Origin of the sequence: Sphingomonas sp. Ant20 (genome assembly GCF_000783375.1) — a bacterium.
Lineage (GTDB): Bacteria > Pseudomonadota > Alphaproteobacteria > Sphingomonadales > Sphingomonadaceae > Sphingomonas > Sphingomonas aerolata.
The window spans coordinates 1-16,197 of sequence record NZ_JRVI01000296.1 but is presented as its reverse complement, the minus strand read 5'-3'; the positions used below and the strand labels follow the sequence as shown (position 1 = coordinate 16,197).

General features: G+C 64.1%; 19 protein-coding genes, 1 tRNA gene and 1 pseudogene. 7 read left to right on the top strand and 14 right to left on the bottom strand.

What is annotated here, in order from left to right; genetic code table 11:
• From NI18_RS20965 to NI18_RS22745, 5 genes and pseudogenes are all read left to right on the top strand, one after another.
• Window positions 1–215, top strand: a pseudogene (locus NI18_RS20965) (hypothetical protein); the annotation flags it as partial.
• 17 nt (window positions 216–232) lie between these two features.
• Window positions 233–308, top strand: a tRNA-Thr gene (locus NI18_RS20960).
• A gap of 160 nt (window positions 309–468) precedes the next feature.
• The gene (locus tag NI18_RS20955; protein WP_306286578.1) at window positions 469–1,572 is read left to right on the top strand and encodes an integrase arm-type DNA-binding domain-containing protein; all 1,104 of its coding nucleotides are present in this window, start codon (window positions 469–471) and stop codon (window positions 1,570–1,572) included.
• Complete coding sequence (locus tag NI18_RS27585; protein WP_306286577.1) at window positions 1,572–1,724, top strand: hypothetical protein; 153 nt, start codon at window positions 1,572–1,574, stop codon at window positions 1,722–1,724. The genes NI18_RS20955 and NI18_RS27585 overlap by 1 nt, the downstream gene beginning before the upstream one ends.
• 13 nt (window positions 1,725–1,737) lie before the next feature.
• The gene (locus tag NI18_RS22745) at window positions 1,738–2,595 is read left to right on the top strand and encodes a helix-turn-helix domain-containing protein (protein WP_052149408.1); all 858 of its coding nucleotides are present in this window, start codon (window positions 1,738–1,740) and stop codon (window positions 2,593–2,595) included.
• Window positions 2,596–2,820: 225 nt separating this feature from the next.
• Here the strand turns inward: NI18_RS22745 and NI18_RS20945 are convergent, their stop codons facing one another.
• On the bottom strand, window positions 2,821–4,026 hold the full coding sequence (locus tag NI18_RS20945) for an integrase arm-type DNA-binding domain-containing protein (RefSeq protein WP_037533253.1): 1,206 nt from the start codon (window positions 4,024–4,026) through the stop codon (window positions 2,821–2,823).
• A gap of 55 nt (window positions 4,027–4,081) precedes the next feature.
• Here NI18_RS20945 and NI18_RS20940 point away from each other — a divergent pair, with 55 nt between their 5' ends.
• Window positions 4,082–4,630 carry a hypothetical protein gene (locus NI18_RS20940; protein ID WP_128082374.1) on the top strand — a complete coding sequence of 183 codons (549 nt, stop codon included), beginning with the start codon at window positions 4,082–4,084 and terminating at the stop codon, window positions 4,628–4,630.
• Window positions 4,631–4,791: 161 nt separating this feature from the next.
• Here NI18_RS20940 and NI18_RS20935 read toward each other — a convergent pair whose 3' ends face one another.
• The 13 genes from NI18_RS20935 to NI18_RS20880 all read right to left on the bottom strand — a co-directional run bounded on the left by NI18_RS20935 (window position 4,792) and on the right by NI18_RS20880 (window position 15,848).
• Window positions 4,792–5,589 (bottom strand): DNA adenine methylase, encoded by a 798-nt coding sequence (locus NI18_RS20935; protein WP_037533247.1) that lies wholly within the window; start codon window positions 5,587–5,589, stop codon window positions 4,792–4,794.
• A 415-nt stretch (window positions 5,590–6,004) separates the two neighbouring features.
• Complete coding sequence (locus tag NI18_RS25370) at window positions 6,005–6,157, bottom strand: hypothetical protein (RefSeq protein ID WP_157840595.1); 153 nt, start codon at window positions 6,155–6,157, stop codon at window positions 6,005–6,007.
• On the bottom strand, window positions 6,150–6,479 hold the full coding sequence (locus NI18_RS20930; RefSeq protein WP_037533244.1) for a hypothetical protein: 330 nt from the start codon (window positions 6,477–6,479) through the stop codon (window positions 6,150–6,152). Before NI18_RS20930 ends, NI18_RS25370 begins: the two co-directional genes overlap by 8 nt.
• A 25-nt stretch (window positions 6,480–6,504) precedes the next feature.
• On the bottom strand, window positions 6,505–7,791 hold the full coding sequence (locus tag NI18_RS20925; RefSeq protein WP_037533241.1) for a cellulase family glycosylhydrolase: 1,287 nt from the start codon (window positions 7,789–7,791) through the stop codon (window positions 6,505–6,507).
• A gap of 347 nt (window positions 7,792–8,138) precedes the next feature.
• Entirely contained in the window at window positions 8,139–10,754 is a 2,616-nt protein-coding gene (locus tag NI18_RS20920; RefSeq protein WP_037533238.1) for an SGNH/GDSL hydrolase family protein, read from the bottom strand.
• Window positions 10,755–10,913: 159 nt separating this feature from the next.
• A complete protein-coding gene (locus NI18_RS20915) occupies window positions 10,914–11,309 on the bottom strand; it encodes a hypothetical protein (protein WP_128082373.1) in 396 nt (131 codons plus the stop codon).
• A gap of 50 nt (window positions 11,310–11,359) precedes the next feature.
• Entirely contained in the window at window positions 11,360–11,740 is a 381-nt protein-coding gene (locus NI18_RS20910; protein WP_052149407.1) for a DUF6527 family protein, read from the bottom strand.
• Window positions 11,737–12,249 (bottom strand): TIGR02594 family protein, encoded by a 513-nt coding sequence (locus tag NI18_RS20905; RefSeq protein ID WP_037533232.1) that lies wholly within the window; start codon window positions 12,247–12,249, stop codon window positions 11,737–11,739. The genes NI18_RS20910 and NI18_RS20905 overlap by 4 nt, the downstream gene beginning before the upstream one ends.
• Before the next feature lie 114 nt (window positions 12,250–12,363).
• Window positions 12,364–12,642, bottom strand: a complete 279-nt coding sequence (locus NI18_RS27580) for a hypothetical protein (protein WP_306286576.1) — start codon at window positions 12,640–12,642, stop codon at window positions 12,364–12,366.
• Between the two features lie 149 nt (window positions 12,643–12,791).
• Entirely contained in the window at window positions 12,792–13,325 is a 534-nt protein-coding gene (locus NI18_RS20895; protein WP_037533229.1) for a hypothetical protein, read from the bottom strand.
• 11 nt (window positions 13,326–13,336) lie between these two features.
• Window positions 13,337–13,621 (bottom strand): hypothetical protein, encoded by a 285-nt coding sequence (locus NI18_RS20890; protein WP_037533226.1) that lies wholly within the window; start codon window positions 13,619–13,621, stop codon window positions 13,337–13,339.
• Window positions 13,614–14,126: a hypothetical protein gene (locus NI18_RS22740; RefSeq protein WP_052149405.1), complete on the bottom strand. Its 513-nt coding sequence runs from the start codon at window positions 14,124–14,126 to the stop codon at window positions 13,614–13,616. Before NI18_RS22740 ends, NI18_RS20890 begins: the two co-directional genes overlap by 8 nt.
• Window positions 14,127–14,141: 15 nt before the next feature.
• Window positions 14,142–15,848, bottom strand: coding sequence for a hypothetical protein (locus NI18_RS20880; RefSeq protein ID WP_128082372.1), 1,707 nt, complete (start codon window positions 15,846–15,848; stop codon window positions 14,142–14,144).
• A gap of 102 nt (window positions 15,849–15,950) precedes the next feature.
• On the opposite strand from NI18_RS20880, the gene NI18_RS27575 reads away from it, so the two are divergent.
• A partial coding sequence (locus tag NI18_RS27575; protein ID WP_037533221.1) for a hypothetical protein occupies window positions 15,951–16,197 on the top strand: 247 nt, incomplete at its 3' end.

Here is a 16,197-nt window from a genome sequence, read left to right as displayed (position 1 = left end):
CGCCAGATGCGCGACGCGCGACGCTCGACGCCGCGCTCGCAGCGCTCGGCTCCGCACCGCACCGCCCCCTCGCGCGCTATGACGACCATGCGACCGACGCGATCCTGACCGCGGCCTGGCTCCGCGCCAATGCGAAGAATGCCGATTTCTGGTGTCCTCGGGCGATGACTTCGCTTATTGCTGCAACCGAAGGCTGGACGTTCGGCGTCACCTGACGCATGAGGCGCCCGCTGCCGGTTTAGCTCAGTTGGTAGAGCGCCAGTTTTGTAAACTGGATGTCGCGGGTTCGATTCCTGCAACCGGCACCATTCCTAGCCGTCACAGACCGCCAGAACCCCTTAAAAACGGCAGAAATGCAAGGGTTTCTGGGGTTTGCGTTGCCGCCAGAAGCCGTCATAAGCCGCCTTAACTGGCTGGGGCATTCGGGGGCATTATGGGGGCACGGTTTTTCGAATCGGGGGGCATCGCTTGCTAACCGACTTGCAGTGCAAGGCTCCGCCGATCGACGGCAAGTCGAAGCTATTCGACGGGCACGGCCTTTATCTCGAGATCCTGAAGTCCGGTGCGCGGTCCTGGCGGTGGAAATATCGCATCCACGGCAAGGAAAAGCGACTGACCTTCGGGCTCTATCCGGACGTGTCGCTGAAGAAGGCGCGAATCGCGAGAGAGAAGGCCGCGGCCTTGCTTCGCACTGGCGTGGATCCGTCGATCGATCGCGTGCTGCAGGCTGCGCAGGCCGCTGCTCAGGGGGAGCACACGTTCAAGTCGGTCGCCCTGTCGTGGCATGCCAACCAGTCGAAGCTGTTCAAGCCGAGACATGCAAAGCATGTGCTGCGGACGCTGGAGAACGACGTCTTTCCGGCGATCGGCAAGTTGCCGATCGCGCAGATCACGTCACCGCAAATTGTGGCGTTGCTTCGGAAGATCGAGTCGCGCGGCTCGGCCGACGTGGCGCATCGCGCGCGGCAGCGGATCTCGGACATCTTCGTGCATGCGATCGCCAGCGCGATCGCTACGAACAATCCGGCCGCCGAGATGGGCAAAGCCCTCTCCCCGATTCGGCACGGCCATTATCCTGCGGTGCAGACGGTCGCGGAAGCGCGCGAGCTGCTGAAGGTCGTCGAGGCGCGACCGGCCTATCCGCTCACTCGATTGGCGTCGCGCCTGCTGGCGCTGACGGCGGTCCGATCGGGCGTCTTGCGCCTCGCGGAGGTTCACGAGTTCGAGGATCTGAACGGCGATTCGCCGATCTGGCGCATCCCGGCCGCGAAGATGAAGTTGGCGCAGGACCGGCGCGCGGACCCTTCGTACGAATTCATCGTGCCCCTGTCGCATCAGGCGGTCGAGGTCGTGAAAGTTGCGATCGACTTCACTGGCACGACGGGTCTGATCTTCCGATCGGTTCGATTTGCGAACCGGCCAATCAGCGACAGCACGATCAGCAAGCTTTACCGGGAAGCGGGTTACGCGGGAATCCATCTGCCGCACGGTTGGCGCGCGACGTTTTCGACGGTGCTGAACCGGCTTGCGGCCGAGGAGGGGCGCCAGGCGACCGCGAAGTCATCGACCTGATGCTGGCGCACGTCGCCGGCAGCGTGGAGTCGATCTACAATCGTTATGCGTACATGCCGCGTCGCCGGCAGCTCGCGCAGGAATGGGCCGACCTAGTGTCGGTGGGCCAGATGGAGCCTGCCCAGCTGATCGAGGGACCACGGCACCTCTGACGAGGATCGCGCTGTGAGCGCGCGGAACGGTAGCGCGCCGACCGCGCAGGCTGTCCGCAATCTGATCCGCGGAGCTGGCGCGCGATTCGCCGAGAAGGTTCGCGGTCCGGATCATGGCGAGGGTCGCAAGGTCCCGCGACGCAACAGCTACGACGTCGACGACAAGCGGGCTCAGCCTTGGAAAAAGGTCGGTGACGGATCGCATGCGCAAGGCGTGATCCACCGTGAGGCCCTTATCAAAACCGCCAAGGAGCAGCGCCGGACAGATTGGGAGCGCTTGCCCAACCGTCGCCTCCGCGAGATCCGCGAGCAGCGTGATGCGCTCGCGGCCGAGCTGGCGGCGCTCATCGCGCAGGGGCAGGCCCCGATCGGTCGACCAGCGACGATCCGACACGAGATCGAGCGGCTGGACGCGACGATCGCGCGCGCCGACGTGAGGCTCACCCGCATCGACATCACCGTCCTCGAGGCGCTGCTCGAGCGGATCGATCACGCCACCGGGGCGCTGTTCCCGTCCTACCAGACGATCGCGGAATGGGCGGTCTGCAGCCGGAATGCGGCGATCGAGGCTGTCGCGCGTCTGAAGGCCCGCGGCTTCATCGATTGGGTTCGCCGGAGCATCCGGACGAACAACGAAGGCGAGTTCGCCCCCCAGCGCGAGCAGACGTCCAACGCCTATTTCTTCGACCACCGGCGCAGCATGGAGCCCCATACCTGGCAGCGGTACATGCAGATCTTGGTGGCGAAGCTTCGTCGCTTGGGGGCCGTCCCTGCCGCCTTGGCGCCCGATGCGCCGCGAGAGGTTCAGTACGCGCCGTTGCGTGAAGCCCTCGCGAGCGCAGCTTCTTCGTTCAACAACGCGAGTACATGAAATGTGCTCTATCCTGCATTCAGACATGAGGAATAAGGAACGTCTCCGCTGAACGCGGAGCCGGCGTTGATTTGATATTCCCCCAGAGCCGAAACGGCATGCCTCAAGGACCCGACCGCCAAGACCCGGCTGTCGGAGCGAGGCGGCTTGCGCCGCCCCGGGCTGTCGGTGGGGGAGTGAAACGAAAATCCGTGGCTTAATTCGGCGTCGCGCATGCGGCGCCCTTCAGATCCCGACCAACAGATCCGCCCACTCTTGGAACAGCGCGCGCCGTCGCTGAAGCTGCTCGCTGCGATTGTACGCAGCCTCGACCTTGTCCTTCGGCGAATGAGCGAGCGCGCGATCGATCACGTCGCGGTCTGCCCCCTGCCCTCTCTCATTCATCACGGTCGAGAACGTCGCGCGCCAGCCGTGCGGAACATGGCGGCCCGCGAAACCGGCACGCTCATAGAGCGCGCCGATCGCCTTCTCCCCGATCGGGGCGCCGTGCGCCCGCTCGAAGATTAGACCATGCAAATTTGCATCGTCACGATGCATAATCTCGCGGACCTGATGCATAAGCGCGACCGCCTGGCGCGACAGCGGCACCAGGTGATCGTTCTTGGCATCGAGCTTCTTCGCCGCGGCGAGCTTCATGCGCGCGGCCGGCACGCGCCACACCGGCGCCGGCCCATCAAGATCCTCGATCTCTTCCCAGCGCGCGCCGCGCGCCGCGGCATATCGGACCGCGGTGAGCGCTAGGAACCGCGACGCGAACTTCACGACCGGCGCGACGTCGACCAGCTCGGCCGCGGCGAGTAGCGCGCGAGCATCCTCGATCTCGAGGAGCGCTGGATGATGCTGCGCCGGCGCCGGCGGGGTGAGCGCCCGGCTGACGATCGCGGCCGGATCCTGATCGACCAGGTCCTCAGCCATCGCATAGGCAAATACAGCCGAGATCCGCTGGCGCACGCGACGCGCCGTCTCGAGACTGCCGCGCTCCTCGATGCCGCGCAGCGCGTTGAGGATGACCGGAACGGTTACCGCGCCGATCGGCATTGCGCCGATCGCCGGGAATACGTCGCGCTCGAGGCTGGCAAGGACGTCGGCCGCGTGAACGTCCGTCCAGCGCCGGCGCTTGTGCGCATGCCATTGGCGCGCGACGTGCTCGAAAGCACGAGCCCGGCCTGCCGGGGCGGCATCACTCGTGCGCGGGTCCACGCCGCGGCCGAGTTGCTCGCGTGCCTGGTCGCAACGAGCCCGAGCCGCATCCAGCGACACTTCAGGAACGGCGCCGATCGTCAGCAGCTGCTCTTTGCCGCCGAGGCGAAACTTCATCCGGAAAGACTTCCGGCCGGTTGGCGCAACGTAAAGGTGCAGGCCGCCCTGGTCGAACAGCTTGTAGGCGGCCGCGCGCGGCCGCGCGGCTTTCACCGCGGCGTTGGTCAGCATATCAGTTCCTCGGATGATTGTTGTCAGCATCGAGACGGCGATTCGGGGGAGCGAGATGACTGAAGCCAATTCCTGGCGGCCACAGATCATGGAGTGGCTGCCGCTAACGGATTTAGACTTGTCGAAGCTTGGGATGACCGCCGTCTTAGAGGCACAGGCCAAGTCAATGGCGACGGTTGCTCTTAAGAATTTGGAACGGAAGTCTCATGCTGAATGGATTCGGCTTGAAGGCATGCAATTTGTGCAAATTTGCAGCCGTCTGATGACGGCTAGTGCTGACCTCGATCAAGAGCTTCACGATCTGGTCAAGCAGCTCGACGAAGCGCGCGATCAAGGCCATGAGCTACGTCATATCGTCGTGCACGCATCGTGGGGACTCGATGCGGATAGCCAGCCCACCAGTTACGACTATCGCCGAACCCAGAAACTCGATCGAAGCAATATCGATCAGGCGATGGAGGCCTGCTTGAAGCTTCGGACCCTGGCCCATCGCTTGCTCATGCGGATTGGCCATCTCATCGGCGAAGGCGTGCTACACGAAGGCTCCGACACTGCCGCGTCGATGACAATCAACATTAGCGGGGGCCGGAAGGTCAGGCTGTAACGTGCTAGCGGCGGAGGTGCCCTCCGCCGCTACCACGGTTTTCCGCGCCTTTTGGCGCCGCCATACCCCGGTTTTAGGTAGTCGATACCCCGGCGCCGGCGATCGAATAGCTCTTCGAAAGCACGGGGCCCGGAGTTTTCCGGGTCAAAGCACGAAGTCGGTTAAACCGACCTGGTGCGGATGATCAGCTCGGTGACCTTGGCGCCGGCACCCGTCGCCTTCATGCTGATCGTCCAGGTCGTCTCGACTTCCTGGATCTCGAAAGCGGCGAAGGTCTCGCGGATGAACGGCGTGTCGTTGATCGACATGATGAAGCTGCCGGCGATCGTCGCGAGCTGCGCGGCCATCGCGACATAGTCGTTGCGGCCGAAGCCGGTGCCGTAGCCGGTGGTCTCGTCATAGGGCGGATCGAGATAGAACAGCGCGTCGGCATGATCGTACCGGCGGATGACATCGGCGTAGCCAAGCTGCTCGATCTGGACGGGCTCGAGGCGCCGGCTAAGCAGCTTCAGCTCGGCGCGCAGCTTGCCCAGGTTGAACCGTGAGCCGTCGCGTGCCTTCACGCCGTAGTTCCGGCCTACAATCTTGCCTCCGAACGCCAGGCGCTGAAGGTAAAGGAAGCGGACGGCGCGCTCGATGTCGGTCAGCGTGTTCGGGTCGATCGCCTTCTGCCGATCGAATTCGGCCCGGCTGGCGATCAGCCAGCGCAGCTCCTGGACGAACGGCTCGTAATGCCGGCGTACAACGCGGAACAGGTTGGCGACGTCGCCAGACAGGTCATTGATGATCTCAACGTTCGGCCGACGCGACCGGCGAAGGAACACGCCGCCCATGCCGACGAAGGGCTCGATATAGGCCTTGTGCGGGGTGGCATCGATCAGTGCGCAAAGGCGCGTCGCGAGGTTGCGCTTGCCCCCCATGTACGGGGCGGGCGGGCGAGCGGTGATGGAAGCATGCATGGTAGAGATGTGACCTTCATGACGAGGCACGGGCTACGCGCGCCATGATGGCCGCCGATCGACGCGATCGGCGGAGCCCCGGCCGGTCGGCCGCGGGATGGATGGTGCGACGATCGTCGCGAAACTGGAAAGAGGATCGCTGCGCGGCCAACCTACCGGACGGACCAGGTGGTTAGCCGCGCAGGAACACAGGGAACTACGCCCTGCATATTTCCCCGAAGGGTCTTGTATTGTGCAGGCCACCCGGCGAGCCGGTGCCTGCGTTCATCCGCGCGCGCGGGCCAGTCTTCACGGCTAAGCTCAGAGCGGCGGTGAAGATATGCCATGCACGCCTGCGGTGGGCAATCGTGAACCCGGTTCGCAGATGCAAGCTATGTCGACAGAGCGCCCGGCCCTTTCGAACCGGGCGCCGTAGTTACATCGCGTTGTAATGGCCCGCGTAGAGCTTCTCGAGGGTGGCATTGAACGTGCCGCCATTGGCATCCGCGTCCTTCGCCCGATCGCGGCCGTACTCGGTCTTACCCTTGGCCGAGAGCTTCTTGTATGCGCGATGTTCCTTGTCACCCATGGTGATTTCCTTCGGTAGAGTGATCCAGGTCGAAAATGGTATAGAGGCCCGCAGAGCACTCGGCTCCGAGGATCCCTATAAGCCTCCCGATGACCTGATTATCGGGGGATGCGTGGAAACTGAGGGTCGGCTTGCCGCTGCGGCGCCATAGCTTCCGGAATTTCGACAGAAGCGGCGCAAGTAGCTGGGGTTGCTCGACAGATAAGAAGTTGATGTACCAGCCGCTCTCAGCGGCATCCCACGCGATCTGCGCGACGGGAGTCTGCCCTTGCCATGCTATCAGGCAAGGGCCGGACTGGCGAAACTCGGTGCACCCGGTCATGGGCGTCACCTCCTTTCATGCTGGACTATCGGCGACCCGTCAGCCGCTCGACATAACCCGAGGTGGTAGCCGTGAAGCGCGCGGCCTTGGGCGGGTCGATCTTGTAGATGTAGCTCTCCGGCCAGACGCGGCCACCACCCCACCAGGTGATGCCGAGCAGAACGTCGCTGTTCGCCCGCAGTGCGGCGATCGCCTCGGCACCGACCGCGGCGCACGATGCGTTCACGCCATAGTGCGAGCCGAACGCGCTCTCGGTGATGTAGGCCTTCAGGCCACGCTTGCGGAGCTGCGCGGCGAACTCGACGAAGCCGCTGGTCTTGGCCTCGCATTCCTTGTTCGTACCGCTCGAGCCGCGGTCGAAATACCGGTGACCGTTGATGAACGTCAGCCCGAGCGGGTCTTTCAGACCGCCGGCGCGATCGAGGGCCGTGCCCGCGCTCTCCGTGGCTTTCTTCGGCCCCTCGCCCTTGTCGAAGCGGAACGTCGCGGACCACCCAGGATATTCGAGTAAGATCGGGTGGCGGATCCCGTTGGCGCGAAGCCCTGCAATGATCAGGTTGCTATCGCGTGCCCACTGGTCCCAATCGTTCGTCATCACCGGGTCGTCGAAACCGCGCGGCTCATTGACCAGATCTAGCAACACCGAGCCGTCGTCAGGGAAGTTGCGCGCGAAACCGGTCCAGAACGCGATCGACTTGGGCGGCGCATCCCAGCGATAGGTGTGGTTGTCGAGGATGACAGGCACACCCATGCTGCCTGCATAGGCCACATTGATCTTCAGCTCGGCGATGCGCGCCGGCGTCATGCGGTCATCCTTGAACGGGTAGCGGATCAAGCCGAAGCCGTGGCGCTCAATATACCCCTTCCAGTCATCGATCGTCGGCCGGATCGCGTCACCGCCACTGGCCTCGGCGCCCGAAAGGTTTGCGCCGAACAACGGCTGAGCGAGCCCGGCCGGCGCTTCGGGCGCAGCTGGCGCAACGCATGGTTTCGCGTCGACCGGAGCATAGACCCAGCCCTTGCCCTGGACCAGTTCGACGAACCGGAGCCGAGTGGCACCGACCGTCTCGAACCAGTTGCCCGCCGCGTTTGATCGGGCTCGATCGTTCCATCCCTTCCAGCCGGCCGCGCGCGAGCCGTTCGCCAGTAGCTCGCGGCCCATTGGCTTCTTCGTGACCAGAGTGTCACCCGCGCAGACGGCAATCTGGGCTGGCGGGTTCGCGCCGGTGACGACGTGCTCGGTCTGGGCTGCTGCCGGGGTGGCGAGCAGCGCGAGCGCAGCGAGGACCAGGGTACGTAGCTTGTTACGCATGGTCAGCTCCTTTCATGCTAGTGGAGGATGAAGTCATGATCAGAACCCAGCCGCACCGAAGCTGTTGAGGTAGGCGTACAAGGCCGAGTGCATGGTTGCCTGCTGCTTAACGCTGGGCGTAGTGCTATGAGCTTCCACCACAGCAAGGAAACGCAATGCTCTCTTGGCTTTTTCATGCACCGCGGCGAGCGGTGGAATGGTGGTTCCGTGAAAGCCCCGAAGCGGTGCGCGCGAAATCGACCCACCCCGCCGGAGGTAGATGCCACAACTGCGGAGCACACTGCGACAGCGGCCAGAAGGCGTGCGAAGATTGCTTCGGGAAAAGCGTCTGGTGAGGCCGGGTTGGGTCATGCCTTGGTGATCGCATCGAGATCGAACGTGCCGTTGGCGACGATCAACTGCTGCATCAGGGTATTGGCTGCGTGGGTGCCGTCAGTGCAGAGATTACCGGTAGTCGCTACGCCGAACTGCGGAGAGGGCGAGAGCCATCGCCCAGTGTCATCTCCGTCCTCGTACCACTTGGCAATCTCCATGAAACGCGGCAGCGAGCGGACCCAGGTGTTAAGGGCAACACGCTGGGCGTCATTGGCGGGGACATTCTGTGCTGCGTATGAGGCATAAGTCCCCGAGACATTGCCGACACCAACTGTCGAATTCCACACGCGTGTCTGGTCGGGGAACATTGCCATGATCGTTTGACGGTCGGCGATCATCTGCCCGCTGCTGCGGCCGGTATTCTTGTCGTTGATGCCCCACTGTAAGATGAAGTTTTTCGCGTACCGCTTCGCGATTTCCAAGCGCTTGGCGCCATTGCCCGCGACGAAATCCTGCATCTGTGAGCCCGACACAGCAAGCTGGAGAATGCCGGTAAGCGGCGCTCCGCTCTTCACCAGGATCGGGTAGATTTCGCCGCCGCCTGGGTTGACGCCGAGGATGTTTGCGCCGTGCGCCTTGCTGTCGCCGAAGATCGCCACAGTGCGGGGATTCGTTGTTACGTCGGCATCCTGCACGATGGCGATAGGCGCCCAATACTGGTTGGTTAGCGTCTGAGCGACCGTGCCGCCCATCGTCTTGTCAGTAAGCGTATCATCGCCCAGCTCGGTGTTGCCCGCCACCGGACCGCTGGTGTAGTTAGAGATGAGAATACCGCCGGCGCACTGCCGATGGATGCGGATATAACGCGCTGCCGCTTGCGGAATACCCAAGGCAATCGGATCGCTTTCGGTGCCCGCCTCCCCGCTAGGCTGATTTAGCACCGTCGAGCCGCCAAACGTAACCTGCGTGAACGTGCCTGCAGGATACTCGATAGCTGCTGTGACTACAGCTGCGCCAATGCCCTGATCAATCCCACCCTGCCCTTGGTTTGTATAGAAATTGGGAACGACGATACGCCACTTCCCCGAGATTAGATCACTGGATGCTGATGGCTCATAGTGGCGGATGTTCTGCCGGGTGTAGGCAGCGTTCATCCCGTTCGCGGGGAACGTGCGTCGGGCGACCTGCACCTTCTCTACGGCTGCGGCAGCCGTGATCGTCAGCACACCGCTTGCCCCGTTGGCCCCGGTTGCCGCGACAGAGAAATTGACCGTGCCGGCCGACAGCGCGGACATGCCCACGACAACCTTCCAGCCTGCCGATGCGTCGCCTGCAATGACCAAACGGCCGTCGTTCGGGGTAACGGAAGGGGTCACACCAGCCGGGACGTTCGAGATGTTCGATACTAGCGTGCCCGAGGCTGCGTTTGCTGCGATCGAGCGAGAGGTCGGTGAAAGCGTGAGAGTAGGCGCAACTGCCGATACCGTGACGGACACCACCGTCGACTGCGTGGTGCCATTCGAACCGCTCGCGGTTTCGCGGTAGGTCAGAGTGCCGGCAGACGCGGGCGTCGCCGTGAGAGCAGTGCTGATCACAGTCCCGTTCAGCGACCAGACGCGCGAGGCGATCGTGCCATTCGTCACAGTGCCAGGCGTTGCGGTGAAGGTGGCGCCGGACGGACCGGTGCCCGGGCTGACGGTCGGCTGACTAGTGAACGAGGGGGCGGGTGTAACCGCAGCCGCCGCGACGGTCGCCTGCTGCGCCGTAGATTGAGCGCTGCCGCCCGAGCCTGTCGCGAATTCCTGATACGTCAGCGTGCCAGTGGAAGCAGGGGCAGCGGTCAGCCCGGTGCTGATCGTCGAACCGTTCAAGGCCCAGGCACGTGACGTGATCGTGCCGTTCGACACGGCACCTGGCGTTGCGGTGTAAGTCGTCGTCCCCGCCGTGCCAGTCGAAGGGCTGATCGTCGGCTGGGTCGTGAAGGCCGGAGCCGCCGCGGCTGCGGTTGCAACGGTCACCTGCTGCACGGTCGACTGCGTGGTGCCGCCGGCTCCGGTCGCGGTCTCCTGGTAGGTCAGGGTACCAGACGATGCCGGGGCCGCGGTGATGCCGGTACTGATCACCGTTCCGTTGATGGTCCACGACCGCGCCGTGATCGACCCATTGCTGACGTTGCCCGCGGTCGCCGTGAAGGTCGTGGTGCCTGCGGTGCCGGTGTTCGGGCTGATGCTCGGCTGCGAAGTGAAGGACGGCGCCGGCGTCGGGGTGACGGTCGCCGCGGTTACTGCCGCCACCTGAACCGTAGACGTCGTCGTACCGCCTGGGCCTGACGCCGTCTCTTGATAGGCGAGCGTACCAGACGACGCCGGGAAGGCTGTCACGCCAGTGCTGATGGCGGTGCCATTCAGCAGCCATGCGCGGGACACGACAGCGCCGTTGCTGACGGCACCAGGCGTCGCAGCGTACACCGTTGAGCCCGCGGTACCGCTGGTCGGGCTGATGCTAGGCTGCGTCGTGAATACAGGGGCAGGGGTCTCCACCGGGACGCCAGCCGCCTCAAGCGCCGCGATGCGCTTGATCAGCGCATTCACGGTGTCACGCCAGTCGCGCGCAGACGTGTTGTTTGGAATATTCGTCAGCACGGCCATGCGTGGACACTCCTATTCAGGAAAGCTGGTTGGGCGCTCAGCAGGGAAGCGGCGCGTCAGTGCGGCCAGGCGTCAACCGCGAGGGCGCGCCGCGCGTCGCAGAGCGCGAGGTCGGCGCGCGCGTCGCGCAGCGACCACTCGGTGTCTGCGCTGTTGGCGCTACCGTCCGGTTGCCGGCGCATCCGCGTCGCCGTGCACGGCTTCTTCGCCTCGGCTGGCACCGGCGGGATCGTCGGCGAATAGTTCAGCGTCGAGCGCGTCGATGCCGCGCACGCGGTCAGCAGGAAGGCAGGCAGCACGGCCAGCAGCAGTTTGCGCATAGGTCCTCACGGTGTCAGTGGATCGAAGGATGATGGGTTCGCGACTCGCGAGGCGGTCGGCGAAGGTCGTCAGCGCCGTGGTTTGCTGGACGGCGAAGCGCGTTTCCGCCGCGGCGCGCAGCTGCTCGGCCTTCGCGATCTCGGCGCTCCACGCCGCCCGCTCGGCCTTCAGCGTGGCGGTGCGGTCGGCGAGCGTTTCCCGGGTGAGCAGAAGCCCAGCGAGCAGGCCGATCATCGGTACTGCCCACCAGAAACGCCGCAGCAGGGCGAAGCCCCCCGCGAGCGTCACTTGGGCCATTCCGGCAAGTCGACGGTCAGGCCGGCGAGCGCGTGTGTACAGTCGCCGAGGAACTGGATCTTGCCGTCGGTGACGAATGAATGGCAGACGTCGCAGGTAAAGCCGGACGGCTCTTTGCCCGCCTCAACACGCTCGCGATTATAGTCGCACCAGCACCGCTTTCCCTCTTGGCTTGGGATATGGTGGCCCGATCGAAACAACACCGACGGCGTGAATGTCGGCGCTGCCGGATTGCCGTTGTACCCCCAGGATGCGGAGGTTTGGTGAGGCGCGACGCGGATCGGGTGGTTGCTATTGCAACCCGGACACCAGAACGCGACCATGTCGGTGCCGTAGTCCGCGAGGATCGGTGACAGCAGGCGCGTCATGCTTCGTTGCTCGACAGCTTCAGGCCGGCAGTCGTCGCCATCTGCACCGGACCGCCAATAACCGGCACGCCTGCGGGCCAGCGCGACGCGGTGAGCCGGCCCTTTGCGATCCGGGTCACCGTGACGGCGTTGCTCTGATTGCCGCCAAGAACATGGTAGGCGGTCGCGTCCTCGCCGACGTAGAAACCGACATGGCCACCGCCTGCACGATCGAAGACGAGGACCGCGCCGGGGGCGAGGCGCTCAGGCCGCAGTCTGCTGCCCCAGGACGCCCAGCTCTTCGCTCGCGCGGCGATCTTGACCGGCTGCACACCGACCGCGACGAGGCATGCCGCGACGAAACCGCCGCACCACGGCATCTCGTCGTTTTTCCAGATGACGCCATTCCACTTGCTGGCCGTGTTCAGGAAAGCGATCAGCTTGTTGTTGTGCGTCGGCCCGACGATTTCGCGCGTGCCAAGCTTTGCCCGCGCAGCCAGAAGCCACGCCGGCGTTGATGCCGTCGTCATGTTTATTTCCTTCGATGTGAGGCGATCAGTCGGGGCGCTCGTTGGCGAAGCGCCAGGGTCCACACCCACCGTGCCCTGGTCGGCCCGCCATGCCCCTCCCGGTTGGGCGGGCCGTTAACCTGTCTTGTCGGTATCGATCCCGAACACCGTGCCGGCTTTCTTCAGGTAGTTCTCGGCAATCTTGAAAATGCCCTCGCCGAGCATGCCCAGCCCGGCACCGTACATCAGGCCGCCGAGCGGCTCCGGCCGCTGCGAGATCACGATCGCGATCGAGAAGGCGAGAGCAATTCCCGATACCGGGATATCAAGGCTCCAGCGGTGTTCCTTGCGAACCGACTGCGCGGCACCGATCCAGAAACGTGCCGCGCCGCACGCGAAGACCGCGGCGATCATGCCCGCAGCCTCGAACGGGTAGCCGAGGAAGTGCAGTACGATCGGCTGCGACGTAGCAACCGTCGCGCCCCTTTGAGCCATCGCTGTTGCGGCGACAGGTAGAATAGCCGCCATCGTTGCGCCCCCCTTGACGATGCCCCCGGTGCTGATCATCGCGTCGACACCACGCCGATCGCGGCCACGAAGGTCCCGAAGCCGAGCCAAAGCATTCGTCGGATCAACGGCCACGCCAGCCACATGTCGATCGCGAAGGGTTCCTTGCGCTGCTGCTCGATCATGCCGGGCTCCGAACAGACGTAGAGCGCCAGGCCCGAGAGGCCGAAGGTGACCGCGAACGGATCGAACAGCCGCTTTACCGTCGCGTAGAAGCCGGACGTTACGGGATCGCGCGCATCATAGCCCCAGAGCGTCAACGCCTCGGCACCGCAGCGGATCGTGATGGCGCAGGCAAATAGGATACCGAGCGCACGGTAGATCCAAGCTGGCGACAGCCAGGTATCAAGGTGGCGATGCTTCCAGCCGTCTCCGACAAGCTTCATAACCACCATGAGTCCGACGAGCGTTCCGATCGTCATGACGGCGAGGTTGACGACGACGAGCCAGCCCATGCCTTCGAAGCTGGGTTGCGCGATCGTGCGGGGGCCATTCGCGACCGCCTGGGCCGCGAAGCTGCTATTGGTCATGATAGGATCCCTCAGGGTTTGGGCGCGCGGCCCAGGAAGGCGGTCTCGACATTGCGCCGGCAGTGGTCCGGACTTGCGCCGAGCAGGATGAAGAGCCGGTCGATGATCGCCTCGAGGACGAGCCCCCAGCGATGCCCCTTGATGGCCGCACGGCCGACGCGGCTAGAGATCGTCTCGTCAGCCGATGGGGTGGCCCCACCCGCCACAACATAGATCGGCACGGCGATCAGGATGTAGACGAGCTGGTCAACCGCAACGAGCAGCTGCCGTAGGCCGAGCCAGAAGCGCTCAGCCATTGAGGGCGGACCAATCGACCTTGCCGGCAGCCACAATCGCGCCGAGGTTCGCAGCGCGACCGACCTCGGCCTTGGCACCCATGCGCAGCCCCTCGATCGCCGCACCGATCGCCACCCATGCGTCGGCGAGCTGGATGACCTCGGCCGCGAGGTTGGCGATCGTCATTTCGCGCGCGCCGGCCTCGGCAGACAGGAACGGCGTGGTGGTGTCGTTGTCGAGGGACCACGCGCGCGCTTCGGCTTCCTTGCGCTGGTACGTCATCGCCTGCCCGGCGCCGGGCGTCAGAATGCGCTGGCGGATAAGTTCGGCTTCGTCATCGATCTTCACGGCGCTTGCTGCACGCAGGGCGTCGAGATCAAGGGTGGGCGCGCGCACGACCTGTGCCGGCACCATGACCATGCCCATGCCTTCAGAGAACTGCTGCTGCGCGGCAGATCCGACTGACCCGCCGCCACGCCAAAGCTCCTCGCCTGACGCAAGGTCATAGATGATCCAATGTTCCATGATGAAGCTCCGGGACTAGCGCTTGAACTCAGTCACCGCGATTGCGGCACTGGTATAGGTCCACGTCGTGTTTGTGGTGGTGACGAAGAAGCGGAGGAAAAACTGCACGGCCGTCCCCGCCGGAAATTGGATGATCTGGAAGAAGCCGACAGGAACCGCCGTATTTGATGGCGAGAATGCCACTTCGCGGGAGAGAGCCAGCTCAGTTCCGTTGTATGCCGCAAATAGCTGCGCTCGCATGTTGCCAGAGCCACCGGTCCGAGTGCCATCGGCCTGTACGTCGACCTTCATCGTGCCGCCGGTGCTAGTGATATAAATTCGCCCGGTTTCACCCGTGTCTTCAGGGCTTACGCCGCCGCTCATGCCGGCGATCGCGACCGTGTTGGTCACGCCATTCACGGCGATGCGGTCGGTAATCACTGACCCGGCTACCAGCAGATTCCCGCTAATGGACACGTCGCCGATGATGTCGACACCGGCCCCAGCGTTTGCATCCGCGCTGATCGTGATCTGCGCGCGATTGTTTCCCGCAACCGCCGTGGTGCGCCAGTAGGCGGCCGTGCGTCCCTTAAGATCAGCGATGGTGCCGGCCTGCTGTGAAACTGTCGCTGCGGTACCGTTATACGTGCTGCGCAGATCGCTGAGGCTTTGAGCAACTGCCCCAATCTTCGGATCGACGACAACGGTGAGCCGCTCGTCGATCTTTGCCGTCAGATCGCCACCGGAACCGGACACCTGCGCTTCAAGATTGCTGACACGCTGCGCCGTGGCGAACCTGCCGTCGGTTACCGCGGTTTCGACCGTCGACAGCCGCCCGCTGGCGGCGTTGAGCGATGCCGTAATCGTGTCGCTGCGTTGTCCTAGCGCCGTGTCTCGATCGACCGATGTCCGCTCGACCCGGCCGATCTCGGCACGCACTGCGCTATCGGTGCTCACTAGGCTGGCCGCTACGCCATCGACCCGGATGCCGAGCGCGCGATCACCCTCGCTCAGCGCGCTCACCGTTTGATCTACGCGAGCGTTTGTCGTGCTATCCCGGCTGACATAGTCGGCACTGACCGTGTCGATCCGTCGCCCGATCGCACGGTCAGCGTCGGCCAGGGTATCGATGCTGGTAGCGACGCGAGCAGCTGTGGCGGCCTGCACAGCCCGCGCGCTACCCGATGACCAATCATTCCAAGCGTTTTGGCCCTGACGAGCACCGCCGATGTACGGACGCCAGAACCAGGCGTAGCTGTTATCCTGCCCTGCGTAGGTATCCAGCTTCCGCATGAGCAGGAAGGCCGCAACGGCGTTAGGCGGGACTTGAACGGACAGCTGACCCGACCGCTTAAAAAGGGCGGGGTCGTTAGCTAAGCTCTCCGTTGAGGTGTTAATGTTGCCGACTGTGTACAGGAAGACGGCGCCATCGCGATCGCGCCACCCGAGGTAACTTTGGGTGCTAGCTCGATGCGATGCGCACATGACCGAGAACTGCACATAATCGCCAGCTCTCACCGGAACGGGGCTTGAGATCCAGTCGAAATAGGTGTCCCCGCCGCCCACACGGCCGAGCTGCAATATCGAAAGAACGTTCTCGCCGGACGGATGATAGGGGTCCCCGGCAATGTTGATCCCGTAAGTAGGTCGGCTCGGATTATAGTTTTCCGACCAGCCGTCTGTCGTGACGAAGTCGGTGTTGCTGATGAGGTTTCCACCACCAGGCGCGAAGCTGCTCTGCACCTCCGAAATGCGCTGCCCGATTGCCTGGTCGGCATCCGCAAAGGCGCGCGCGTGTCAGTGATCCGGGTGTTGGTGGCAGTGTTGGCAGACTGGTAGTCGGCCGTGACCGTGTCGATCCGCTGTCCGAGCGCTGTGTCGCGGGTCGACGATGCAAGCTCAACCCGGCCGATCTCAGCGCGGGTGGCGGTGTCCTTGGTGGTGACGTCGGTCACGATAGCGTCGACGCGCTTGCCGATTGCCGCATCGGCGTCGGAAAGGGCAGTGACCGCATCGCTGATCCGCGTGCTGGTCGCTGCGTCCGCCGCCTTGAAGTTGGTGGTGACCGTGTCGATCCGTTCACCGAGCGCTT